Here is a 24,730-nt window from a genome sequence, read left to right as displayed (position 1 = left end):
TCAGTCCCCCGTCCGGCCGTCGGCCAGCTCGCGCAGGATGTCGATGTGGCCGTTGTGCCGGGCGGTCTCCTCCACGAGGTGCAGGACGATCCAGCGGAGGTCCACGTGCCTGCCGTCGCGGCCGGGCCGCTCGGCCCTGGCGTCGAGGTCGTGGGCGGCCACCAACTCGCTGTAGCGGGAGCTCTGTTCCTCGTACTCGTCGAGCAGCTGCGACAGCGGGAGGTCGACGGCGATGCGCATCTCGCGGTCGGGGTCCTCGTCCGTCCAGGGACCCTTGTCCTCCTCGCCGAGGAAGACCACCTGGAACCAGTAGTACTCGACCCAGCGGAGATGGTTGATCAGCCCGCTCAGCGTCATCAGCGGCGATCCGGGCAGCGGAGCCTTGCGGGCGTCCTCCGCCGACAAGCCCTCGCACTTGGCGCGGGCGGTGGCACGGGCGTAGTCGAGGAAGGTGGCCAGCTGGGTGCGCTCGTCCCAGGCCGGGGGCCTGTCCGTTCGTTTCTGTGAAGTCATCGGGGTGAAGCATCCCGGCCCGCCCGGCCGATGTCGAGCGATTAACATCCCCGGGAAGGCGGCTCGCGTCTCGACGTCAACCATCCGTCCTGCGGCTGCTGTTGTCCGGGGGTTCCGCCGTGCGGCGGCCCGTCCGGCCTGGCCACCAGTTCCGCCTCGAATCCGTCGCCGTTCTCCAGATAGGCGGCCCGGTGGCCGGGACCGCCCGCGTGGGGGTGCCGGTCGGGGAACAGGAGCGTCCAACCGTGTGCCGGGGCCTCGGCGACGAGAACGTCGAGTTCGGCTCCGCTCGCGACGTGGAAGGCGAGGTGGTTCAGTCCCGGGCGCAGACGGTCGTGGCGGCCGGCGGTCAGGGCGGGGGACTGCTCGAAGACGAGGTAGGTCTCTCCCAGCCGCCAGCTGCGGCCGTCCGGCCAGTCCTGGTACGGCGCGTACCCCAGCCGCTCCAGCAGCCAGCCCCAGGAGCGCACGGCCCGCTCCAGATCAGGTACCCACAGCTCGACGTGGTGCAGCATCTCGTCCCGATTCTCGTGAGCGGTGCCGGAGCCGGTCGTCTCCCGGTTCCCTTGTACCACCCGTTCAACCTGCGATTCTTTCCGGCCACTCGCTCACCCGATTCCTTCCCGATCAACGGTTTCGGATGGCCCGGCGGGCTGACAGACTGCTGCGATGACTGACCGTTCGTTCAGTGACGTCTCGCTCGCCGCCCTGTACGACGCGCTGAATCCGTGGGGACCGAGCGACGACTTCTACCTGGATCTGGTGATGTCCGCACGGTCCGTGCTCGATGTCGGATGCGGGACGGGACGCCTGCTGACACGTGCCCGGCGGGCCGGTCACGAGGGGCGCCTGTGCGGGCTGGATCCCGCCGCGGCGATGCTGGTGCAGGCACGCGGGCGGGCCGACGTCGAGTGGGTGCTCGGGGACCTCGGATCGGTGCGCTGGGAGCGGGAGTTCGACCTCGTGGTGATGACCGGGCACGCCTTCCAGGTGCTGCTGGGCGACGAGGAGGTGCGCTCCGCGCTGGCCGCCGTGCGGCAGGCCCTGGGCGACGGAGGGCGGTTCGTCTTCGAGACCCGCAATCCCGGCGCCCGGGCGTGGGAGACCTGGCGGCCGGACCGGGCGCGCGAGGTGCGCGACGCGGACGGGAACGCCGTACGGGTACGGCACGAGGTGGAGGCCCCGGTGCTCGGGGACCGTGTGACGTTCAGCGAGACGTTCGAGCACGCGGGCTGGGGGTGCCCGAGGGTCAGCCGCAGCACGCTGCGGTTCCTGGGAGCGGACGCCCTGCGCGGGTTCCTCGGCGAGGCCGGGTTCGTCGTGCGGGAGCAGTACGGGGACTGGGCGCGCCGGCCGCCCTCCCCCACCGCACCCGAGATCATCACGGTCGCCGGCCGGGCCTGACCGGACGGGGGCCCAGGCCCGTACGCGAACGGAGCCACGGCCCGTACGCGGAGGGAGCACCGCCCGTACGCGAAGGGGCCCGCGCGCGACGGCGGCGGGCCCCTCACGTACGGCGGGTACGCCCTAGGGAGTGTCCTCCAGGGCCACCAGTGCCGGGTCCAGCACGATGTCCTCGTCGCGGGCCTCGGTGGTCGGGTCCTCCGGGAAGTGGCACGCCGTCAGGTGACCCTCGCGGTTGCCCGACAGACGGACCAGCGGCGGCTCCTCCTGGGCGCACTTGTCCTGCGCCTTCCAGCAGCGGGTGCGGAAGCGGCAGCCCGACGGCGGGGAGATGGGGGACGGCACGTCGCCCGCGAGCCGGATGCGCTCCCGGGGAGCCTTGTCGGACGCCTCCAGTTCGACCTCGGGGACGGCGGAGAGCAGGGCGTGGGTGTAGGGGTGCCGGGGCCGGGTGTAGATCGAACCCCGGTCGCCGACCTCGATCACCTTGCCGAGGTACATGACGGCGACGCGCTGCGAGAAGTGCCGTACCACCGCCAGGTCGTGGGCGATGAACAGGAACGCGATGCCCAGTTCGTTCTGCACCTTCTGGAGCAGGTTGACCACCTGCGCCTGGATGGAGACGTCCAGGGCGGAGACCGGCTCGTCCGCGACGATCAGCTTCGGCTCGGGCGCGAGCGCGCGGGCCACGCCGATGCGCTGGCGCTGGCCGCCGGAGAACTCGTGCGGGAAGCGGTTGTAGTGCTCGGGGTTGAGACCGACGATCTCCAGCAGCTCCCGGACCCGCTTCTCGCGGCCGCCGGGCGGCTCGATCCCGTTGACCTCCATCGGCGCGGAGATGATCTTGCCGACGGTCTGGCGCGGGTTCAGCGACGAATAGGGGTCCTGGAAGATCATCTGGATCTCGGAGCGGACCGGCGCCAGTTCCTTGCGGCTGGCGTGACTGATGTCCTGGCCGCGGTACTTGATGCTGCCGGCCGTCGGCTCCAGCAGACGCGTGATCAGGCGTCCGGTCGTCGACTTGCCGCAGCCCGACTCCCCCACGAGACCGAAGCTCTCGCCCACGTTCACGGTGAGGTCGATGCCGTCCACGGCCTGCACCGCGCCGATGGTGCGCCGGATGGGGAAGCCGCCCTTGACCGGGAAGTGCTTGACGAGGTTGTCGACCACCAGCAGCGGCTCGGCCGAGCCGTCGGAGCCGGCGGCGCGCGGGGCGGGCAGCGTGGCGGCGCCCGCGGTGACGTCCTTCTCGACGTCTTCCTTCATGACGCTCTTCTCCCTACCGCAGCCGGGGCTTGATCTGCTCGATGAAAATGGTCTGCTTCTGCTCGGCCGTGAGGTGGCACGCGCCTCCCCGGCCCGCCGGCAGCAGCGGGAGCTCGTCCACGCAGCGCGCGCCCCCGACCTCGCCCTGGAAGGTGCAGCGGGGGTGGAACCGGCAGCCCGACGGCGGCCTCAGCAGGGAGGGCGGCGCGCCGGGGATGGGGGCCAGCGGGGTGTCGAGGTCCGAGTCGAGGCGCGGCATCGAGTTCAGCAGGCCCCAGGTGTAAGGGTGCTGGGGCGCGCGCAGCACCTCGTTCACCGTGCCGCGCTCCACCGCCCCGCCCGCGTACATCACCATGATGTCGTCGGCCATGTCGGCGATGACGCCGAGGTCGTGCGTGATGAAGATGATGGCCGAGCCGAACTCCTGCTGGAGGTTCTTCAGGAGGTCGAGGATCTGGGCCTGCACGGTGACGTCGAGCGCGGTGGTCGGCTCGTCGGCGATCAGCAGGTCGGGGTCGCAGACCAGTGCCATCGCGATCATCGCGCGCTGGCGCATACCGCCGGAGAACTGGTGCGGATAGTCCTTCGCCCGCTCCTTGGGGTTGGGGATGCCGACCTTGCCGAGCATCTCCACCGCCCGGTCCCAGGCGGCCTTCTTCGACGCCCCGGTGTGCTTCCAGAACGGCTCGGCGATCTGCCGGCCCACCGTGTAGTACGGGGACAGCGCCGTCAGCGGGTCCTGGAAGATCATCGCGGCCTTGTTGCCGCGCACCTTCTCCAACTCCGACTCGCGGGCGGTGATCAGCTCCTGCCCGTCGAGCACGATCTCGCCCTCGATGCTCGTGAACATCGGGTTGTGCAGGCCGAGGATCGTCAGGTTGGTCACCGATTTGCCGGAGCCCGACTCCCCCACGATGCCGAGGGTCTTGCCCCGTTCGAGGTCGAAGGAGAGCCCGTCGACGGCCTTGACGACACCGTCCTCGGTCTTGAACCGGACGTACAGGTCACGCACCGACAGGAAGGGACCCTGGTCCGCAGGGGTGCCGGCGCCCGATTCCTTGGTCAGAGTGGTCACGGATTGCTCCTAGGACAGCCGCACGCGCGGGTCGATGAAGGCGTAGCAGGCATCCACGATGATGTTGAACAGAAGGATCATGGCGGCGGAGAAGAGCATCACGCCCAGCAGCAGGGGCAGGTCGCTGAAGAACACCGATTCGACGGCGAGCTTGCCGAGGCCGGGCAGTCCGAAGGTGTACTCGGTGATGATCGCGCCGCCCAGCAGCGAGCCGAGGTCGATGCCGAAGATGGTGACGATGGGGATGAGCGAACCGCGCCAGGCGTAGCGGAAGAAGACGTACTTGCGGGACATGCCCTTGGCCCGCGCGGTGCGGACGTGTTCCTCCTGGAGCTGCTCGATCATCGACGAGCGCGCCATACGGGTGTACTGCGAGGCGAAGATCGTGGACAGGATCACCCAGGGGATGATCAGTCCGGTGAACCAGCTGACCGGGTTCGCGGTGAAGTCGTTGTAGGCGGGCTTGTCGAAGAGGTGGCTCTGGTAGACGAGGGCCGCCAGGGCCAGCGGGCCGAGGAAGTAGATCTGCATCGAGCTGAGCACCATCGCGCCGGCGGTGACCGTCTTGTCCACGAGCGTGCCGCGCTTCCACGCGGAGAGCATGCCCGTGCCGAGGCCGACGACCAGGAAGCACACCGCGGCCCCCAGGGTCAGCGACACCGTCGTGGGCAGGCGGTCCATCAGCGTGCCCCAGACCGCCTCATTGGTGTGGTACGAGTACCCGAAACAGGGTGCGGGGCACGGTCCCTGGTCGAAGCCGTTGCTGCCCAGCACGAGGTTGTGCAGGAAGATCCAGTACTGCTCGGGGATCGACTTGTCGAGGCCGAGCACATGATGGATGTTCGCGAGGTTGGCGGGCGTGCAGGTCTTGCCGCACATCAGCAGGCCCGGGTCCCTCGGCATCCCGAAGAACAGCAGGAACGCGACGATACTCAGCAGGAAGAGAATGACGGCGGCGCCGAGTGTCCGGCGAATGAGGAAGCGCAGCATGACAGGGGCAGCTCTCAGACGTCAGCGGGCCCGGCGGGGCCCGGCGCGGTTGCCTCGCCGAGGGCGAGCGCGCCGGGCCCCGTCAGGGCGACGGTTACTTGACGAACAGGCGACGCGGGTCGACGCCACCGATCACGTCGTCGTAGACCAGGCCGCCGACCTTGGAGCCGGCGATCTGGGACTGCTTGTAGTACGCGGTCGGGACGACGTTGACGATGTCCTTGACCAGGTACTGGTCGACCTTCTCCCACTCGGCCGCGCCCTTGACCGGGTCGGTGATCTTGTTGATGCGGTCGATGTCCGCGTTCACCTTGGGGTCGTTGACGTGCGAGTAGTTCTGCGCGCCGTCGGCGATCGCGCGGCCGTCGTACAGCGGCGGGATCACGGTCGAGGCGGACGGCCAGTCGGCACCCCACGCGGTGTGGAAGATGTCGTAGTTGTTGTCGACCTTGCCGACCTGGTCGTAGTAGGTCTCCGCCGGGATCTCCTGGCGCTGGACGTTGAAGCCCGCCTTCTGGAGACCCGCCGCCATGGCGGTGGAGTACTGCTGGCCCTCGGGGGTGTTGATGTAGCCGAAGGTCAGCTTCATGCCCACCTTGCCGGCTTCCTTCAGCAGGGCCTTGGCCTTCTCCGGGTCACCGGCCGGCTTCTTCTTCTTGCCGAACGGGTCGAAGGAGGCGTCGTAGCCGCTGACGGTCGGGCTGATGAGACCGCCGGCGACCTCCATCGCGTCGGTGCCGCCGTAGGCACGCACGAACGGCGTGATCGGCAGGGCGTAGGCGATGGCCTCGCGGACCTTCTTGTCCTTCAGGGCCGGGTGGGTCATGTTGATGTTCATCTGGCCGACGTAGGGCTGGAAGCCCGAGACCGTACGGGACTTCATCTTCGGGTCGGCGAGGACCTTGGAGAGGTTGCCCGCGTCGACCTGGTTGTTGAAGCTGACGCCGGCCTGGTCGGCGCCGGTGTCCGCGAGCAGCGTCTTGGTGGACGTCTCGAACTGCTGGTTGAACGTGATGTTGAACTGGTCCACGTACTGGTGACGGATCGGGTCCGTCTTCGGGTCCCAGTTGGTGTTCTTCACGAGGACCATCGACTTGCCGGACTTGAACGACTGGATCTTGTACGGTCCGGTCGTCACGGGCGCCCGGTCGTACTTCGTCTTGGTGTCGCCCTTGGCCGAGACGACCGCGTAGCCCGCCATGGCGAGGGCGTACGGCAGGTCGGGGTGCGGCGTCTGGAACTTGAAGACGACGGTCTTCGCGTCCGGCGTCTGGAGGATGCTGTCCGGCAGGTGCTTGCCCTTGTAGGGGCCGTCCTTCAGCAGCTTGCGGTAGTCCGCGCCCGGGCTGTTGGCGAGCCACTGCTGGATGTAGGGCGGGCCCTGGTTGATGAACGGGGCGAAGAGGCGCTCGAAGGTCTGGCGGACGTCCTTGGACGTGATCGCCGAGCCGTCCTCGAACTTGATGCCGTCCTTGAGCGTGTACTTCCAGGTCTTGCCGCCGTCCGTCGTGGTGCCGGAGTCGGTGGCGAGGTCGCCGACGATCTCGTGCTTGGAGCCGTCGTCGCTCGTGGACTTGTAGCCGGTCAGACCACGGTGGATCAGCGTGGCGAGGGACCCCTCGTCGGAGACGTAGATCTGGGCCGGGTCGAGGTGCGCGTAGCTGTCACGCTGGAGCACCTCCATCGTGCCGCCGCTCTTCGCGCCGGGTACCTCGGCCGCGGGGCCCGTGGAGTCGGCGGTGCTGCCGAACTTGATCGACGCCTGCTGCCGCTGCGCGTTCTCCTTGTCCTTGTTGTTGTTGTTCCCCTTGTCGCTGCCGCCCTTGCTGCAACCGGTGAGCACGAGAGCTCCCGCCGCGAGCACAGAGATTGCGGCGTATGCGTGGCGTCCGCCCCTACTCATCACTCAGATTCCTACCCATCTGTTGTCACCGGTGCGAACAAGTGCACCTGTGGTGCCTGTGAGTTGCGGTCTGCGGTCTTCGGACCTGTGACTGCGCATTGAGGTGCTGTGGAGATGCCGATCGTGATCGGGGCGAAGGCGCCCACAACTCTGTGGTCAGCGAGCCGTCTTGGGATCGAAGGCGTCCCTGACCGAATCCCCGAGCAGGTTGAACGCGACGACGAAAATGATCATCGAGACGCCCGGGAAGAACATGTAGGTGATGTCGTTCTGGAGGACGAGTTCCGTGGATGCCTTGGAGAACATCTGGCCCCAGTCGGGCGTCGGTTCGACGATCCCGACGCCGAGGAACGAAAGACCCGCCTCGATCGTCACGAAGTTGGGGAGCAGATAGGTGGTCTGCACCAGGAGCGGTGTCACCACGTTGGGCAGCACTTCCTTGCGGATGATCCGCCAGGGGGAAGCCCCGCTCACCTTGGCCGCTTCGATGAACTCCCTCTCGCGCAGGGCGAGTGCGGTTCCCCGCAGGATGCGGGCGAGGCTCATCCAGCCGAGCGCCCACTGGACGGCGATCAGCGCGATCACCCGTACGTAGGTCGGTGTCTCGTCGCGCGGGCTCACGAAGAGCGAGACCACGACCGGCATGCTCGCGATGAAGAACAGCTGCGAGGGGAAGGCCAGCAGGAAGTCGATGACACGGCTGATGCCGTAGTCGACCCTTCCGCCGATGTAGCCGGCGGTGACTCCCAGCAGGATGCCGGTGAGCACGACCGTGACCGTCACCGCCACGGAGATCATCAGCGAGGTCCTGATGCCGAAGATCAGCTTGGTGAAGACGTCGTAGCCGTTGCCCGGCTCCAGGCCGAACCAGAACTCGCTGCTGATACCGCCGTTGGGCTGGAGCGGCACACCGGCGCTGTCGAACAGCTCGGGGCGCTCGTCCGCGTACACCGTGTACGGATTCTTGCCGTACAGCTTGCCGATCAGCGGGGCGAGCACCCCGATCAGGAAGAAGAACCCCACGACGTAGGCGGAGATGACCCCCGAGCGGTCCCTCTTGAAACGGGTCCACATCAGTCGGCCGGGAGACCGGCCGACGAGCGGATCGCCCTCGGTTTTCGTGGTCGCCGCCTGCCCGCCGTGCGCGACGACCGGTTCCGCGCCGTCCTCAGTCTCGATAGGACTCGTCACAATTCGCCCATTCCGCAAGTGTGGGTGTGCCGTACCCGGCGCCGCCCGCCCGCCGGAGCGGATCGGGCTGTGCCGGGCCGGCGGCCGTCACCTGGCGTGCCCGGCCACCGTTCGGTTCAGAAGAGACGTCAATTGCCCGGCAGTCGTCCGGAAACCCCAGCGGGACGCGCGTAGTTGAAACCACGGCACGGTCCCGTCGGGCCGGACGTCGACGCCGGCCCCCGCGTCAGTACGCTCGGGCGCGGATCCGGGCTCGGAACTCCGCGCCGTCATCGCGGACCGCAGGGGACGATGTGACCCACAGGGTGCTGATGACACCGCACATGGGTACCTCCTCATGACTCAACCGGTGCACGGACAGGAGGGGTACTGGCTGACCTCCGACACCCCTGACGGAGGATCAAGCACCCCACTGTGCTCGTGAGTCGGCGCTGTCCCCACAGCGCATGACCCATTGACCCGAGCGTTACGCGGCTAACTATCTGACATGAGCCAGATAACCGACCACAGCCTTTAGGTCTCGGTTCCATCACAGCTGCCGCGTACATCTTCCAAAATCTGGACAAAATGATCTGCGGGAGAAGCCCCCGAAACGGACGTGTTACATGCCTATCGGTCTGGACGCACCGCATTTCGGACACGGGAGGGCGGAAACCGGGTGACAAAAAAGCCCGGATGCCCCCATGCGGGGGCACCCGGGCTCAGGTCGCCTTCGGATCAGCCGGCCGGACCGAGTGGATCAGGCCGGCGGGTCCGGTGGATCAGCCGTGCTTGGCGCGGCTCGCGGTGCGGCCGCGCTCCTTCTGGTCGAGGACGACCTTGCGGATGCGAACGGCCTCCGGGGTCACCTCGACGCACTCGTCGTCGCGGCAGAACTCCAGCGACTGCTCCAGGGAGAGCTTGCGCGGCGGGACGATCGCCTCGAACGTGTCGGCCGACGCGGACCGCATGTTCGTGAGCTTCTTCTCCTTGGTGATGTTCACGTCCATGTCGTCGGCGCGCGAGTTCTCGCCGACGATCATGCCCTCGTACACCTCGGTGCCGGGGTCGGTGAACAGCACACCGCGCTCCTGGAGGTTCGTCATCGCGAACGCGGTGACGGCGCCGGAGCGGTCGGCGACGAGCGAGCCGTTGTTACGGGTCGTCAGGGTGCCGAACCACGGCTCGTGGCCCTCGTGGATGGAGTGGGCGATGCCCGTGCCGCGCGTGCCGGTCAGGAACTCGGTCCGGAAGCCGATGAGGCCGCGGGACGGGACGACGAACTCCAGACGGACCCAGCCGGAGCCGTGGTTCGACATGTTGTCCATACGGCCCTTGCGGACACCCATGAGCTGCGTGACCGCGCCCATGTGCTCCTCGGGCACGTCGATCGTCATGCGCTCGACCGGCTCGTGGACCTTGCCGTCGATGACCTGGGTGACCACCTGCGGCTTGCCGATGGTCAGCTCGAAGCCCTCGCGGCGCATCTGCTCGACCAGGATGGCGAGCGCGAGCTCACCGCGGCCCTGGACCTCCCAGGCGTCCGGGCGCTCGGTGTCGAGCACGCGCAGCGAGACGTTGCCGACCAGTTCGCGGTCGAGGCGGTCCTTGACCTGGCGGGCGGTGACCTTGCGGTCCTTGACCGCGGACTTGGCGTCCGCGCCCTTGCCCGTGCCACCGCGGCCGACGAGCGGCGAGGTGTTGGTGCCGATGGTCATGGAGATCGCCGGCTCGTCGACCGTGATCAGCGGCAGCGCGATCGGGTTCTCGGGGTCGGCGAGGGTCTCGCCGATCATGATGTCCGGGATACCGGCGACGGCGCAGATGTCACCGGGGCCGGCCACCTCGGCGGGCTTGCGGGTGAGCGCCTCGGTCATCAGCAGCTCGGTGATGCGCACGTTGGACATCGTGCCGTCGCGCTTGATCCACGTGACGGTCTGGCCCTTGCGCAGCTCGCCCTGCTCGACGCGCAGCAGCGCGATACGGCCGAGGAAGTTGTCGGCGTCCAGGTTGGTCACGTGGGCCTGGAGCGGCGCGGACTCGTCGTAGGACGGGGCCGGGACGGACTCGAGGATCGTGGAGAAGAACGGCTCCAGGCTGTCGCTGTCGGCCGGGACGGTGCCGTCCTGCGGCTTGGTCAGCGACGCGACGCCGTCACGCGCACACGCGTAGACGATCGGGAACTCGATCTGGTCCTCGTCGGCGTCCAGGTCGAGGAAGAGGTCGTAGGCCTCGTTCACGACCTCGTCGATGCGCGAGTCCGGGCGGTCCGTCTTGTTGATGCACAGGATGACGGGCAGGCGGGCCCGGAGCGCCTTGCGCAGCACGAAGCGGGTCTGCGGCAGGGGGCCCTCGGAGGCGTCGACCAGCAGGACGACCGCGTCCACCATCGACAGACCGCGCTCGACCTCACCACCGAAGTCGGCGTGGCCGGGGGTGTCGATGATGTTGATCGTGATGGCGTCGCCGCCATCCTTCGGGTGGTACTTGACCGCCGTGTTCTTCGCCAGGATCGTGATGCCCTTCTCACGTTCCAGGTCGTTCGAGTCCATCATGCGATCGTCGAGCGACTCGGCGGCGTGCGCGGCGAAGGCACCGGCCTGCTTGAGCATGGCGTCGACCAGGGTGGTCTTGCCGTGGTCGACGTGGGCGACGATGGCGACGTTGCGGATGTCGTGGCGCGTGGCCATAGTGAGGCGCTTCTCCCGGAGTGAGTGGACGGCCTCCGCATCCGCGGGGCCACTGCCGGGCTGCACACGCCACGGCCTTACCCCATGGTACGTGGCCTTGACAGAAGCGGCCTCCGCGGGACCGGGCGCGAGGGCCGAACGCGGCCTCCGCGGGCCGCATCCCAGGGGCCGGACGCGGTGATCCCGGTCACGTTGATCAGGCGCTCTCCGCCGCCTGCGTCTCCCGGGGCGGCGCACGACGCCGGGGCCCGAACACGCCGTGCGGGGCCCGTGGCCGCCCCGTATCCAGCGACGGTCACCGGATACGGGGGGAGGTCGTACTGTTTCCGGCCACGGAATCCTCAGCCGCGGGTCACCCGCTCTTCGACGGGCTCGCCGAGGGCTTCGCGCCCTTCTTCAGGAAGCCCATGTCCTCGTACACCGGGGTCTGGAATCCGAAGGCTCCGGTGTTCGCGAGGCCGACGCGGGCGGCGGCCAGCTGGGGGCGCTGGTAGAGGGGGATGGAACCGGCGGCGGCCCAGATCCGGGCGTCCGCCTTGCGGACCAGGGAGCGCTCCTCGTCCTCGTTCAGCGTCGAGAGCGCCTGATCGAACAACTGATCGACCTGGTCGGTCCCGACGCGGGTGTAGTTCTGCTCGACGCTCAGCGAGCCGTCCGCCGCCGGCACGGGCTTGGCGTAGATCGGGCGGGCGTCGGTGGCCGGGAAGGCGGAGGCGGGCCACGAGTAGAGCGCCAGGTCGTACTGCCCCGAGGCGATGTGGTCCTTGAAATAGCTGTCGTCGGAGACCTTGGTGATGTCCGTACGGACACCGATGCGCTGGAGCATCCGTGCGATCCGGTCCGCCACGAGCCGCAGGGACTCCGAGCCCGTGCCGGAGGGCACGACGAAGCGGAGGGTCAGCGGCTTGCCGTCCTTGGCGAGGACGTTGGACGCGGCGCCCGCCGGAGCGGCCGTCCCCTTCGGCGCGGCAGTCCCCTTCGGCGCGTACGCCCCCGGGAGCCCGCCCCGGCCGGCGTACTGCCGTCCGTCCAGATGCCGGGCGGCCTGCTCGTCGGTGTGGGCGCCCGGCCTCACGCCGGCCTGCTGCTCCTGCCGACCGGCGTGGTCCTTGGGGTCCTGCGCGGGCTCCCGGGGGGCGTCGGCGGGCTTGTCGTCCTCGCCGAGGTCGTAGGTCCCGCCCGCGCCCGGCCGGTCGTCCTCGGTGCTGTCCCCCTTCTTGCCCTTGGACCCGGCGGCCTTCTCCGTCTTCTTCTGCTGCGTGACCGGCCCGCCCGGCACCCATCCGGCGTCCGCGAGCAGCGCCCGCGCCTCGGCGGCGTCCTGGTTGCCGAGGGCGCCGCTGTTGTCGGCGTACGCGGCCTGTCCGGCCAGGGCGAGATGGCTGCCGACCGGTTCGGCGGGCAGGCCGAGCGGCTGGAGGACGACCCGGGCGAGTCCCTTGCGGTCCAGGGCACGGGCCACCGCGCGACGGACGCGCTCGTCGGCCAGGGGGCCCGCGGATCCGTTGAGGGCGAGCTGGGTGTACGCGGGTTCGAGGGACTTGCGGACCACGAAGTGGCTCAGCGCCGACCCGGAGGAGGCGTCCTCCTTCGTGCCGGTTCCCCGGGCGCCCGCCTCCCCCCGTACGCTCCCGTCGCCCCGCTCGCCGTCGTCGCTCGGGTCGTCCTTCTTCCCCGACGTGTGCTTCCCGCTCTTCTCGCCCTTGTCCTTCTCCTCGGACGAGCCGCTCGTGCCGTGCTTCTTCTGGTGCCCGGCGCTCTCGTCCTTGTCGCTCTTGTCGCTCTTGTCGCTCTTGTCGTGCCCGGTGCTCTCGTCCGCCGGGTTCTTCCCGTCCTCCTCCTCGGACTCGTTTCTGTCGGCCTTCTTCCCCGACGGGTCCTTCTCGCTCTTCGTCCCGGCCGTGTGCCGCCCGGCCGTCGCGGAGGCCCCCTGCAACGGGGCGCCGTCCTTGTGCCGGGCCGCGAGGGTGACGCGCTCGGCCTCGGCGGGGTCGATCTCGGCCAGGTCGAGCTCGTCGTCGGCGAGCGCCTCGGCCCGCTTGTCACGGGCGACGGCCACGAGATCGATCTCGTCGAGCTTGCTCGGGCGCCCCCACCAGCGCGCGTTGCGCGTGAGGCGGACCTGGCCGGACTTGCGGTCGACCGTCTTCACCGCGAAGGGCCCCGCGCTGACCTTGAGCGTGCGCCGGGCGCCGTCGTTGAAGGAGTCCGCGGTCCCCATGACGTCCTTCGGGTACAGCGGCGAGAACAGCGCCTTCCAGTCGGCGTAGGGCCGGCTGAAGGTGACGCGGACCTCCAGGTCGTTCTTGCCCCGCTCGATCTTCTCGATCCGGTCGTAGCCGGCGTTGCGTGCTGTCCAGTACGCGGAGTCCTTGCCGGACAGGGCGCGCCACTGGGCGGCGAAGTCGGCGGCGCCGATCTCGCGTCCGTCGCTCCAGACGGCCTGCTGGTCGAGCTTGTACAGCACGACCTGCTTGGGCGACGTGCCCACGACCTTCGCCGACTCCAGGTAGTCGGAGTTGATCTGCGGCCGGCCGCTCGCGTCCAGCCGGAACATCGAGGGCAGGGCGGCACCGGCGACCCGCGAGGTCGCGGCGTCCGCGTCCGCCTGGAACGCGTTCAGCGTCGCCGGTACGGCGTCCACGGCCCAGCGCAGGGTGCCGCCGTCGGCGATCAGGTCACGGGACGCGGGCGCGATGTCCTGCACGGCCACGGGTCTGTCCGACTCGTCGTCCGCACTGCACGCGGCCAGGGCGGGTACCGCGAGCACGCCAGCGGTGAGGAATGCGGCCGAGCGCATCACCGCGCGCAGTCCGACGCCTTCGTGGGACATCACTGCAACCTCCGGGGGACGCTCCGCCGCGGGGGCTGGTCTCTTCCTGGTCCCGTTCGGCGGTATTAGTGAGTTGATCCGATCTACGTGCCAACTGAAGAGCAGTGCGGCGGAGGGGCGGCGGCGACACGGCGGCGGGCACGCCGAACCCCACTCGTGCGGCGCAATCCGGAACCGCGCCGGGGTCCGCGCCGAGGCCGGGGCACGGGTCGACGGCACGGGAGCGCACCGCCCCGCCGCCCGCATCCGCACGCCGTCCGGCCTGCCGCCGGGCCCGCCCGTCCGCTCCGGGGCGCGCGGGCGGGCCGACCGGCGCGGGGGCGAATGAACCGGCGCGCGGAGCCCGTTCTGGAGCGCGCCGGCCGTCAATCCGTGCACACGCCTTCACACGGACGCGGGTGACGCGCAACACTCGCAGGCGCATGAACGTTGCCGCCTGAAGGCCGCGGGGCCCACGGAAGTGAGGGCAAGTCATGTCCGTGCACGACGACCTGACGTCAGTCCAGCGCTGCCTCGACGATCTGCACCGGTCGGTGGGACGCCTGGAACAGCAGATGGGTGCCGGTCTGGAGATGCGCCGTGTGCGCGCCGACGCCGACCACCTGCGCGAGAGCCTCGCGCTGCTGCGCGAGTCCGCCGCGGGCCGCGCGGCCGCGCTCCCGGGCGTGCCGGGACCTGCGGGGCCGGCGTACGGCCGGCTGCCCGACCTGGTGCCCGTCCCCGACACGCCGTACGACAGCTCCCTGTGGACCGATTCCGACGACGAGGGTCTCGGCGCGCACCACGGTCCCTCCCACTAGCGCCCCCGACCTCGGCGCGCCCCCGAACCCGACCGGAGTGCGAAGTTGGCCACTGGTACGGAACCTCATCCGAACAGCGGCGGTGTGCGCGGCGGTACGCGCGCCGCGATCGCCGCCCCGCATCTGCGGACCGACCGCTGGTGGCTGGCGCCGGCCGCCACCGCGGCCGGGCTGCTGGCCTTCGTCGTGTACTCGACGTGGCGGGCCTTCTCGGACACGCACTACTACGCGGCGCCCTACGTCTCGCCGTTCTACTCGCCCTGTCTGGCGGAGCGGTGCGGGACGATGCGCTCCGGCCCGAACGCGGACCTGTTCGGGAGCTGGTGGGGCATCTCCCCCGCGATCATCATCCTGGTCTTCCCGCTCGGCTTCCGGCTGACCTGCTACTACTACCGCAAGGCCTACTACCGGGGCTTCTGGGCGAGCCCCCCGGCCTGTGCGGTGGCCGAGCCGCACAAGAAGTACTCGGGCGAGACGCGCTTCCCGCTGATCCTCCAGAACGTCCACCGGTACTTCTTCTACGCGGCCCTCGTCGTCGCCGGCATCCTCACCTACGACACCGTGCTCTCCTTCCGCGACGAGCACTACGCCTGGGGCCACATGGGCCTCGGCTCCCTGGTGTTCCTGGTGAACATCACGCTGATCTGGGCGTACACCCTCTCCTGCCACTCCTGCCGGCACATCGTCGGCGGGAAGCTCAAACACTTCTCCAGGCATCCCGTGCGGTACCGGATGTGGCAGTGGGTCGGGAAGCTGAACGCCCGTCACATGCTGCTGGCCTGGGCGTCGTTGGTGAGCGTGGCGCTCGCCGACTTCTACGTGTACCTCGTCGCGTCCGGCGCCTTCGACGATCCGCGCTTCTTCTAGATTGGGTGGAGCCCCCTGATGTCCGTGGTCGACCGACAGGAGTGGGACGTCGTCGTGGTCGGTGCCGGTGGCGCCGGACTGCGTGCCGCGATCGAGGCACGCGAGCGCGGCGCCCGTACGGCGGTGATCTGCAAGTCGCTGTTCGGCAAGGCCCACACGGTGATGGCCGAGGGCGGCATCGCGGCCGCCATGGGCAATGTGAACTCCGGCGACAACTGGCAGGTCCACTTCCGGGACACGATGCGCGGCGGCAAGTTCCTCAACCAGTGGCGGATGGCCGAACTGCACGCCCGCGAGGCACCGGACCGGGTCTGGGAACTGGAGACCTGGGGCGCGCTGTTCGACCGGACGAAGGACGGGCGCATCTCGCAGCGCAACTTCGGCGGCCACGAGTACCCGCGCCTGGCCCACGTCGGCGACCGCACCGGACTCGAACTGATCCGCACGCTCCAGCAGAAGATCGTGTCCCTCCAGCAGGAGGACATGAAGGAGACAGGTGACTACGAGTCGCGCCTGAAGGTCTATCAGGAGTGCACCGTCACACGGATACTCAAGGACGGGGAGCGGGTCTCCGGGGCCTTCTGCTACGAGCGCGAGTCCGGGCGCTTCTTCGTCCTCGGGGCGCCCTCGGTGGTCATCGCCACCGGCGGGATCGGCAAGTCCTTCAAGGTGACGTCCAACTCGTGGGAGTACACGGGCGACGGGCACGCGCTGGCACTGCTCGCCGGGGCGCCGCTGCTGAACATGGAGTTCGTGCAGTTCCATCCCACCGGCATGGTCTGGCCGCCGTCGGTCAAGGGCATCCTCGTCACCGAGTCGGTGCGCGGCGACGGCGGGGTGCTGCGCAACTCCGAGGGCAAGCGGTTCATGTTCGACTACGTCCCCGACGTCTTCAAGGAGAAGTACGCGCAGTCGGAGGAGGAGGGCGACCGCTGGTACGAGGACCCGGACCACAACCGGCGCCCTCCGGAGCTGCTGCCGCGCGACGAGGTGGCACGGGCCATCAACTCCGAGGTGAAGGCGGGCCGCGGCTCCCCGCACGGGGGCGTGTTCCTCGACGTGTCGACCCGGATGCCCGCCGAGGTGATCAAACGCCGACTGCCGTCCATGTACCACCAGTTCAAGGAGCTGGCCGACGTGGACATCACGGCGGAGGCCATGGAGGTCGGGCCCACCTGCCACTACGTGATGGGCGGCATCGCGGTGGACTCGGACACGGCGGCGGCACGCGGAGTGCCCGGGCTGTTCGCGGCCGGCGAGGTCGCGGGCGGTATGCACGGCTCCAACCGGCTGGGCGGCAACTCCCTTTCCGATCTGCTGGTGTTCGGGCGCCGGGCAGGCTGGCACGCGGCGGAGTACGCGGCCGGTCTCACCGGGCCCGGCTCCCGCCCGCCCGTGGACGACGTCCAGGTCGACGCGGCCGCCGCGGAGGCGCTGCGGCCCTTCTCGGCCGAGGGTCCCGAGTCCGTCCCCGCCTCGTCCGCCCGGGGCGCTGCTCCCGCCGCACAGCCGCCCGAGAACCCGTACACCCTGCACCAGGAGCTCCAGCAGACCATGAACGACCTGGTCGGCATCATCCGCCGCGAGGGCGAGATGGAGCAGGCCCTGGAGAAGCTGGCCGAGCTGCGGGTACGGGCACGCCGGGCCGGGGTGGAGGGCCACCGTCAGTTCAACCCGGGCTGGCACCTCGCCCTCGACCTCAGGAACATGCTGCTGGTCAGCGAGTGCGTGGCACGGGCGGCGCTGGAGCGCGCGGAATCGCGCGGCGGGCACACCCGCGAGGACCACCCGGCGATGGAGCGTTCCTGGCGCCGGATCAACCTGCTGTGCCGGCTGGCCGACCCCACCGGCGGGCTGGCCGCGACCGACCCGGTGGCCGGACAGATCGACCTGGCGAACGAGACCACCCAGCCCATCCGCCCCGACCTGCTCGCCCTCTTCGAGAAGGAGGAGCTGGTCAAGTACCTCGCCGAAGAGGAGCTGTACGAGTGAGCAGCTACGAAGCCCGCTTCAAGGTGTGGCGCGGGGATGTGAAGGGCGGCGGCCTGGAGGACTTCGGGGTCGAGGTCAACGACGGCGAGGTGGTGCTCGACATCATCCACAGGATCCAGGCGACCCGGGCGCCCGACCTCGCCGTGCGCTGGAACTGCAAGGCGGGCAAGTGCGGTTCGTGCTCGGCGGAGATCAACGGCCGGCCGCGGCTGATGTGCATGACGCGGATGTCGGTGTTCACCCGGGAGGAGACGATCACCGTCACCCCGTTGCGCGCCTTCCCGGTCGTCCGGGATCTGGTGACCGACGTCGGCTTCAACTACGACAAGGCGCGGCAGATCCCGGCCTTCGTCCCGCCCGCCGGTGTCGGCCCCGGCGAGTACCGGATGATGCAGGAGGACGTCGACCGGTCGCAGGAGTTCCGCAAGTGCATCGAGTGCTTCCTGTGCCAGGACACCTGCCATGTGGTGCGTGACCACGAGGAGAACAAGCCCGCGTTCGCCGGTCCGCGCTTCCTGATGCGGGTGGCGGAGCTGGACATGCATCCGCTGGACGCGGCTGCGGAGTCCGGCCTCGACCGCAAGGCCACGGCCCAGGACGAGCACGGGCTCGGCTACTGCAACATCACCAAGTGCTGCACGGAGGTCTGCCCCGAGGGCATCAGGATCACGGACAACGCGCTGATCCCCTTGAAGGAACGGGCCGTCGACCGCAAGTACGACCCGCTCGTGTGGCTGGGCTCGAAGATCGGCCGACGGCGGACGTAGGCGGCGGACCAGGACGCGGACCGGAACAGGACCGGGACGCCGGCCGGAACAGGACCCGGGACGCGGGCCGGAACGGGACGCGGGCCGGGACAAGGACCGGGGGGCGGCACACCGTCCCCCGCCCTCGCCCGGCCCGCCGTCATCCGTTCTCGGTGTCCGCGGGGGCCGCGCCGCGCCGGCCGGGGTGCTGCGACATGCCCTGGAGCACCATGCCCGCGATGAACAGGGGGATCCCCGCCATGGCGGCGGGTGTCAGGTCGGCGTCGGGGCCGTGGAAGGGTCCGGGCAGCACGAACAGGGCCAGGCCCGCGGCTCCCGCCAGCGCGCCCCATCCGAACAGCTTCGGGCGCACGACCCGGCGCCGGAACCACGGCGGAACCCAGTAGGCCGTCAGGGCCGCGACGCCGAATCCGGCGTACGCGACGACGAGCAGCGCGTCGATCCCCACGAGATACCAGTGCATCGGACCCCCATTCCCCCGCGCGCCGTAAGGGCGCGCGACCTGATCATGACACGCGGACCGGGGACGGTCACCTCTCCTGAGCCCTCGTCCGCGGTACGGCGTCGCCCCGGTCCTCGCCCCCCGAGGGAGGACGCGGGCGGGTCCCTCGAACCCCTCTCGCGATCACCCGTACCTCCCGTACCCCAACTGCCCCCAACTCCTCGTATACCGGTCGCGGAGGCGCTCGAACGGCCATACGCTCCCAAATGTGACGTCGCCCCAGAGCCGTAGCCGGTCGCGCCGGGTCCCGTCGCACATAGCCGTGCGGGTGGCGCATGCCGTGCTCGGGGGGCTGGTCGCGATGGGCTGGCTGCTGCTGCCACTGGCGCGGGCGGGGGCCGACGTCCCGGCCGGCGCGGCGCGCGAGACGGGCGCCGGTCCCCCGCCGGCCGCGACCGCGCAGGACGCGACGGCGACGGGCGATCTGGTGCCGCCCCTGGTCGCGGCGGGCGCGGCGGGCGCGGTCGCGGCGTACGGGTACGGGCGCCGCAGACGGCGGGCGACGACCCGGACGACACCCGGCGGCGACGCCGCGCTCGTCCCGCTGTCCGAACTCGACCTGCGGGCCGTGCGGTTGCTCGTCGAGACCGACGACTGCGCACGGGTCGCCGCCGAGGAGCTCGCTCTCGCCGCGGACCGCGCGCCGGGCGACGCCATCGAACCGTTCGTGTACGACCTGCGGCACGCGGAAGCCGGACTCGCCGCGGCCTTCCGGCTGCGGCAGCGCCTCGACGAGGCGGAGGGGTCCGGCGCCGGCGCTGACCCGGCCGAGGACGAGGACCACCGCAGGGGGGTCCTGGAGGAGATCGTCGCCCTGTGCCAGGACGCCGGGGAGCGGCTGGACGCGGCCGCTCCGGGGTTCGACCAGATCCGGGCCCTGGAGCGCAACGCGGTGGCCGCGCTGGAGGCGGCGGAGACCCGCTTCCGTGAGGCGGGCGCGCACACCCGCGCCGCCGAGGCCACGATCGCCGGACTCCACGACCGGTACACGCCCGCCGCCTCGCTCCCGGTCCTCGGCCACGCCGAACAGGCCAAGGACCGGCTCCTGTTCACGACCTCGCACCTCAACCAGGCACGGCAGTACGCGGGCCGGGGCGACGGCGCGAAGGCTGCGGCCCATCTGCGGGCGGCGGAAGGGGCGTTGGCACAGGCCCTGGACCTGGCGGACGGTGTGGACCGGCTGGCCGGTGAACTGGCCGCGGCGGAGGCCGCGCTGCCCGAGGCGATCGCGGCGGCGAAGGCCGCGCGCGACACGGTCCTGGCCCTCCCGGCGGAGGCCCGCGCCGGGCTCGTCGGGGCGCTGGGGCACGCGGAGTCCGTGCTCTCCGCGGTCGGTCACGAGACGGCGGCCGGGCCCCACGATCCGCTGGACGCGCTGCGCCGGGTCACGGAGGCGGCCGCCGGCCTGGCCGGGGCGGGCGGCGGTGACGGCCCCGACGGGCGGGACCACGCGCTCGTCCCCGCCCGCAGCGCGCTCGCCGGGGCCGCGTGCTTCGTCGGTACGCACCGCGGCGCGGTCGGCGGCGAGGCGCGGACCCGGCTGGCCGAGGCACGGCGGCTGCTCGGGCCGGGGTCCGCCCCGCTCTCGGAGGTGCTGCGGGCCGACGACCTGGCCCGGGAGGCGCGCCGGCTCGCCGAGCGGGACGTACGGGCGTACGGAAACCCCTCGGGCGGCCGCGGCGGAGCCGGAGCGGGTGGCGCGGTGCTCGGCGGGATCCTCCTGGGCGACGGCGAGGGCGGCCCGATGAGCTACGGCGGCCCCCGCACCCGGGGCCGCCGGGGGGCGTTCTTCACCTGACCGCCCCGGGGCGCGCCTCACCGGGCCGGCGTGGGACGGGGCGGGCGGGGCCCGGAACGGCTCTCGGCCCGGGGCCCCTCGGCTTTCCAGCCCTCAGGACCCTCAGTCGTCAGCCCGTCAGCCCGTCAGTCCGTCAGCCCAGTCAGCCCCTCAACTCCTCAGAACAGGCTCAGGAGTGCTTCCGCCGGGTCGGTGAGGGGGGTCCCTCCGTCCGGGAGGGGGAGTTCGAACCACACCGTCTTGCCCCGGGGGGTCCGGCGGGAGCCCCAGCCCGCGGAGAGCAGACCGACCAGCTGAAGGCCCCGGCCGCCCTCGTCCGTGTCACGGGCGCGGCGGCGGCGCGGCTGGACGAGTCCGGCGTCCCAGACCTCGCAGACGAGGGTGCGGTCGAGGAGCAGCCGCAGCCTGATCTCGCCCTCGCCGTAGCGCAGGGCGTTCGTCACCAGCTCACTGACCAGCAGTTCCGTCGTGTCGACGAGGGGTTCGAGGTCCCAGGCGACGAGCTGGGTGCGCGCGTACTCGCGGGCCCGCCCCACGCTGCGCGGCTCGCGCGGCAGGGTCCAGTCGCCGACGGACTCGGCGGGCAGTCCCTGGACACGAGCCATCAGCAGGGCGATGTCGTCCTCGCCGTGGTGGGTGTCGAGGGTGTTCAGGACGTGGTCGCAGACGTCCTCCAGCGGCCTGGAGGGGTCGGTGAGGGCGCCGACGAACGCCTGGAGGCCCTCGTCCAGGGGGTGGTCGCGCGATTCGACCAGCCCGTCCGTGTAGAGCGCCAGCAGGGCGCCCTCGGGCAGTTCGACCTCCACCTCCTCGAAGGGCTCGCCGCCCACCCCGAGCGGCATGCCGGGCGGCACGTCGAGCATCAGCGCGTTCTCGCCCGGCTCGACGAGCACGGGCGGCAGATGGCCCGCGTTGGCGAAGGTGCACCGGCGGGTCACCGAGTCGTAGACGGCGTAGACGCAGGTCGCGAGGTACACCTCGGAGAGGTCGGCGTCGCGGGGCTGGCGGCCCGCGCGGGTGGCCTGCTGGACGCCTCCGGGGGTGCCGAGGCCGCGCGCGATCTCGTCCAGCGCCGAGAGGACCTCGGCGGGTTCGAGGTCGAGCAGCGCCAAGGTGCGTACCGCGGTGCGCAGTTCACCCATCGCCACGGCGGCGCGCAGTCCGCGGCCCATCACGTCACCCACCACGAGCGCCGTGCGGTGGCCCGGGAGTTCGATGACGTCGAACCAGTCGCCGCCGACCTCGGTGGCCGCGTTGCCGGGCAGATAGCGGCACGCGATGTCGAGGCCCGAGGCCTCGGGGTCGCCCGGGGGCAGCAGGGACCGCTGGAGGATCAGGGCGCGTTCGTGCTCGCGGCGGTACAGGCGCGCGTTGTCGATGCAGACGGCGGCGCGGGCGGCGAGCTCCACGGCCAGGGCGCGGTCGCGTTCCCCGAACGGTTCGCTGCCCTTCGTACGGGAGAACTGGGCGAGTCCCACGACCGTGTCGTGGGCGACCATCGGGACGGCGAGGGTGGACTGTATGAGGCCGCCGTCGTCGGCGGGCAGGTGCTGGGGGCGCGCGGTGCGCAGGGCGTCCGCGCAGGGCGAGTTGAACGGGTAGTGGTGGACGGCGCCGACGGCCACGGGGGCCGGGCCGCCGGCGAACGGCGCGTCGGAGACGGCGCTGGCGAAGGCCACCCGGCGCAGTTCGGCGCTGCCGTCCGCGAGGCCGGGCGGGGTCTCGTCGCCGGCCAGCAGTCCCTGGTACAGGTCGACCGTCGCGAGGTCGCAGAAGCCGGGGACCACGACGTCGAGCAGTTCGCGCGCGGTGGTCTCCAGGTCGAGGGAGTTGCCTATGCGGGCGCCGGCCTCGTTCAGCAGGGCGAGATTGCGCCGGGCGGCGGCCGCTTCACGGGCGGCGGCGCGGCGGGAGGTGATGTCGGTTCCGAGCCAGGCGATACCGATGGGGCGGCCGCTGCCGCTGTGCACGCGGTAGAGGTTGATGGACCAGTGGCGGCGCTCGTCGGATCCGGGGACCTGCCCGGTGACGTGCATGTCCGTGATGGAGTCACCGGTTTCGAGGACCCGGCGCAGGACCGCCGTCACCCGCTCGGCCTCCGCGTGCGGGAGATAGTCGTGGACGCCCTTGCCGCGATGGTCGTCGACGGTGCCGCCGAAGATCGAGGCGAACCGCTTGTTGGCGCGCCGGACCTGGAGATCGGTGTCGATCAGCAGGAAGCCGAACGGAGATTGACCGAAAATGGCCTGCGAGGCGGCGAGGTCCGTCTCGATCGTCCGCAGGGTCCTGACGTCCACCACGATGCATACGGCGGCCCGCTCACCGTGTTCGGTGGTCGTCGGCATGACGTAGACCTCGGCGAGGCCCTCCCTGCCCCCGGGGTCCCCGGCGCCCTCGCCCGCGCCTTCGGCGGCGGGTGTGCGGAAGGGCACGAGACCGGTCCACTCGCGGCCGTCCAGGATCTCCGCCATCTTCCGCTGACCGGACTCGCGCCGGTCCGCGGGGACGAACGCCTGGATGGGATCCAGGCCGACGGCCCGCTCCGCCGGGATGCCGAAGATCTGCTCGGCCCGCAGGCTCCACTGGTCGACGAGCCCGTCCGCGCCGATGGAGAAGGAGGCGGCCTTGATGTAGTCGTAGATGGAACCGGGCGGACTGCTCTGCCACATCGCGTCACCGGGCGCCTCGCCGGTCGCGTCTCCGGGCACCTCGCCCGTGATGTCACCCGGCACCTCACCGGCCGTCCCGCCCGGCGTTCCACCCGTCGCGTCGCCGGTCGTGCGGCCGGCCCCGTCCTCGGCCGCGTCCGCCGTCACACCGCCGGCCGCGCCCGTGGCGCCCGCGGACTCGCCCGGAACCGCGCGCGCGACATCGCCCGCCGCATCAGCCCTCGCGCCGTCCGACGGGTCCTCGGACTCCGTGGCCTTCGCTGGTATCTCGCTCACGCGAACCGTCCCCTCCAGCTCACCGCGTCCGGCACCGGTCACCGGAGGCGGCTGCCCGCAGTATCCAGCACTACGGGGCCGCACGACACGGTGTTCACGATCACAGCACGGTCCCGATGGTTTTTGGACCGGCCGCGACATACTCCCAGTCTTCTAACCAGGTGGCGCCCCGTCGAACCAAACAAGCGGACTCCGGTCGGCGGCGTGATCCGGCCGCGTGCCGCGCGGTCGTTCCCGTCTTCCGTCCCTCAGTCCGGAACGGCCAGCTCGAACCAGACCGTCTTGCCGTTGTCCGCGGGCCAGGTGCCCCAGCGTCTGCACGACCCGGCCACGAGCTGGAGTCCGCGGCCGCTCTCGTCGGAGGTGTCGGCGGCCCGTTCGCGCGGCGGGTCGGGCAGCGGGTCGGAGACCTCGACGCGCAGCGCCCCCGGCACGCCCGGCGCCCCCTCGGGACGTACGAGACGGACGCCGATCGGGCCCGTCGCGTGCCGGAGGGAGTTCGTCACCAGTTCGCTGACGAGCAGTGCGGTGATGTCGCCGAGGGATTCGAGGTCCCATTCGCGCAGCTGTCCCCGGACGACGGCGCGGGCGGTGCGGACGGCACCGGGCTCCGCGGGAAAGGTCCACTCGGCACAGTAGCCGTCAGTGTCGATCAAGCCGATCACTTCCCAGACCAGAAACCCACCCACGCCCGGTTTCGGGGGGTTAATGGGCACATACCCGATATCGGTGACGCTTTACCGCGCCCCGGGGCACGCTGTGGCGCGAACGGCGCTCATACGGGCTGCCGGATCGTCACGCGCCCTGATCGAGCCGGGGCAGTGCGCTCTTGACCGCCGGCACGTCCTGGTCGAGCCAGTCCACGTCCCAGATCTCTCCGGGTGTCAGCCAGCGCAGTTCGTCGTGGTCCTGGAGGGGTGCCGGTTCGGCCGAGCCGGGCAGCAGCCGTGCGGCCCACACCACCAGGGAGTAGCCCGGCTTCAGGGGCCACTCGCCGGGAACACGCTCCAGCGCGCGTGTGTCGATGCCGAGTTCCTCGCGCAACTCGCGCACGAGGGCGCGTTCGGGGGTCTCACCGGGCTCGACCTTGCCGCCCGGCAGCTCCCAGCGCCCGGCGAGCTCGGGGGGCGCGCTGCGGCGGGCCGCCAGCAGACGCCCGTCGCGCACCACGGCGCCCGCGACCACCACGATCGGTTCCGTCATGCGCCGGAGCCT

At 70.8% G+C, this 24,730-nt stretch carries 19 protein-coding genes; 6 read left to right on the top strand and 13 right to left on the bottom strand.

Features of this window, described 5'->3' with window-relative positions; translation table 11 throughout:
• The gene (locus WJM95_RS21090; RefSeq protein WP_339131252.1) at positions 1–513 is read right to left on the bottom strand and encodes a DinB family protein; all 513 of its coding nucleotides are present in this window, start codon (positions 511–513) and stop codon (positions 1–3) included.
• Between the two features lie 41 nt (positions 514–554).
• Positions 555–1,028 carry a VOC family protein gene (locus WJM95_RS21085; RefSeq protein ID WP_339131250.1) on the bottom strand — a complete coding sequence of 158 codons (474 nt, stop codon included), beginning with the start codon at positions 1,026–1,028 and terminating at the stop codon, positions 555–557.
• 154 nt (positions 1,029–1,182) lie between these two features.
• Between WJM95_RS21085 and WJM95_RS21080 the strand changes: the two genes are divergently transcribed.
• Positions 1,183–1,917, top strand: a complete 735-nt coding sequence (locus WJM95_RS21080; protein ID WP_339131249.1) for a class I SAM-dependent methyltransferase — start codon at positions 1,183–1,185, stop codon at positions 1,915–1,917.
• A 123-nt stretch (positions 1,918–2,040) separates the two neighbouring features.
• On the opposite strand, the gene WJM95_RS21075 is transcribed toward WJM95_RS21080, so the two are convergent.
• The 7 genes from WJM95_RS21075 to WJM95_RS21045 all read right to left on the bottom strand — a co-directional run bounded on the left by WJM95_RS21075 (position 2,041) and on the right by WJM95_RS21045 (position 13,844).
• Complete coding sequence (locus WJM95_RS21075) at positions 2,041–3,183, bottom strand: oligopeptide/dipeptide ABC transporter ATP-binding protein (RefSeq protein ID WP_339131247.1); 1,143 nt, start codon at positions 3,181–3,183, stop codon at positions 2,041–2,043.
• A gap of 13 nt (positions 3,184–3,196) precedes the next feature.
• Positions 3,197–4,258 (bottom strand): ABC transporter ATP-binding protein, encoded by a 1,062-nt coding sequence (locus WJM95_RS21070; protein WP_339131246.1) that lies wholly within the window; start codon positions 4,256–4,258, stop codon positions 3,197–3,199.
• A 9-nt stretch (positions 4,259–4,267) separates the two neighbouring features.
• Positions 4,268–5,248, bottom strand: coding sequence for an ABC transporter permease (locus WJM95_RS21065; RefSeq protein ID WP_339131245.1), 981 nt, complete (start codon positions 5,246–5,248; stop codon positions 4,268–4,270).
• Between the two features lie 94 nt (positions 5,249–5,342).
• Positions 5,343–7,151 (bottom strand): ABC transporter substrate-binding protein, encoded by a 1,809-nt coding sequence (locus WJM95_RS21060; protein ID WP_339131244.1) that lies wholly within the window; start codon positions 7,149–7,151, stop codon positions 5,343–5,345.
• A gap of 156 nt (positions 7,152–7,307) precedes the next feature.
• Positions 7,308–8,228 carry an ABC transporter permease gene (locus WJM95_RS21055; protein WP_339135729.1) on the bottom strand — a complete coding sequence of 307 codons (921 nt, stop codon included), beginning with the start codon at positions 8,226–8,228 and terminating at the stop codon, positions 7,308–7,310.
• A gap of 875 nt (positions 8,229–9,103) precedes the next feature.
• Complete coding sequence (gene typA / locus WJM95_RS21050) at positions 9,104–11,011, bottom strand: translational GTPase TypA (protein WP_339131243.1); 1,908 nt, start codon at positions 11,009–11,011, stop codon at positions 9,104–9,106.
• Between the two features lie 352 nt (positions 11,012–11,363).
• The gene (locus WJM95_RS21045; protein ID WP_339131242.1) at positions 11,364–13,844 is read right to left on the bottom strand and encodes an ABC transporter family substrate-binding protein; all 2,481 of its coding nucleotides are present in this window, start codon (positions 13,842–13,844) and stop codon (positions 11,364–11,366) included.
• 473 nt (positions 13,845–14,317) lie between these two features.
• Between WJM95_RS21045 and WJM95_RS21040 the strand changes: the two genes are divergently transcribed.
• Genes WJM95_RS21040 through WJM95_RS21025 form a run of 4 tightly spaced genes read left to right on the top strand, consistent with a single transcriptional unit; the run spans position 14,318 to position 18,270 of the window.
• Positions 14,318–14,644: a hypothetical protein gene (locus WJM95_RS21040; protein ID WP_339131241.1), complete on the top strand. Its 327-nt coding sequence runs from the start codon at positions 14,318–14,320 to the stop codon at positions 14,642–14,644.
• A 45-nt stretch (positions 14,645–14,689) separates the two neighbouring features.
• On the top strand, positions 14,690–15,511 hold the full coding sequence (locus WJM95_RS21035) for a hypothetical protein (RefSeq protein ID WP_339131240.1): 822 nt from the start codon (positions 14,690–14,692) through the stop codon (positions 15,509–15,511).
• Between the two features lie 18 nt (positions 15,512–15,529).
• Positions 15,530–17,503: a fumarate reductase/succinate dehydrogenase flavoprotein subunit gene (locus WJM95_RS21030; RefSeq protein ID WP_339131239.1), complete on the top strand. Its 1,974-nt coding sequence runs from the start codon at positions 15,530–15,532 to the stop codon at positions 17,501–17,503.
• The gene (locus WJM95_RS21025; RefSeq protein WP_339131238.1) at positions 17,500–18,270 is read left to right on the top strand and encodes a succinate dehydrogenase/fumarate reductase iron-sulfur subunit; all 771 of its coding nucleotides are present in this window, start codon (positions 17,500–17,502) and stop codon (positions 18,268–18,270) included. Before WJM95_RS21030 ends, WJM95_RS21025 begins: the two co-directional genes overlap by 4 nt.
• A gap of 139 nt (positions 18,271–18,409) precedes the next feature.
• Here WJM95_RS21025 and WJM95_RS21020 read toward each other — a convergent pair whose 3' ends face one another.
• Positions 18,410–18,733 carry a hypothetical protein gene (locus tag WJM95_RS21020; protein WP_339131237.1) on the bottom strand — a complete coding sequence of 108 codons (324 nt, stop codon included), beginning with the start codon at positions 18,731–18,733 and terminating at the stop codon, positions 18,410–18,412.
• A gap of 247 nt (positions 18,734–18,980) precedes the next feature.
• Here WJM95_RS21020 and WJM95_RS21015 point away from each other — a divergent pair, with 247 nt between their 5' ends.
• Positions 18,981–20,570, top strand: a complete 1,590-nt coding sequence (locus WJM95_RS21015) for a hypothetical protein (RefSeq protein WP_339131236.1) — start codon at positions 18,981–18,983, stop codon at positions 20,568–20,570.
• 158 nt (positions 20,571–20,728) lie between these two features.
• Here the strand turns inward: WJM95_RS21015 and WJM95_RS21010 are convergent, their stop codons facing one another.
• From WJM95_RS21010 to WJM95_RS21000, 3 genes are all read right to left on the bottom strand, one after another.
• On the bottom strand, positions 20,729–23,515 hold the full coding sequence (locus WJM95_RS21010; RefSeq protein ID WP_339131235.1) for a SpoIIE family protein phosphatase: 2,787 nt from the start codon (positions 23,513–23,515) through the stop codon (positions 20,729–20,731).
• 248 nt (positions 23,516–23,763) lie between these two features.
• The gene (locus WJM95_RS21005; RefSeq protein WP_339131234.1) at positions 23,764–24,180 is read right to left on the bottom strand and encodes an ATP-binding protein; all 417 of its coding nucleotides are present in this window, start codon (positions 24,178–24,180) and stop codon (positions 23,764–23,766) included.
• Positions 24,181–24,310: 130 nt separating this feature from the next.
• A complete protein-coding gene (locus tag WJM95_RS21000) occupies positions 24,311–24,718 on the bottom strand; it encodes a (deoxy)nucleoside triphosphate pyrophosphohydrolase (RefSeq protein ID WP_339131233.1) in 408 nt (135 codons plus the stop codon).
• Between the last annotated feature and the right edge of the window lie 12 nt (positions 24,719–24,730).

This window comes from Streptomyces sp. f51 (genome assembly GCF_037940415.1).
Taxonomy (GTDB): Bacteria; Actinomycetota; Actinomycetes; order Streptomycetales; family Streptomycetaceae; genus Streptomyces.
This window is presented reverse-complemented; position numbering and strand designations above follow the sequence as displayed.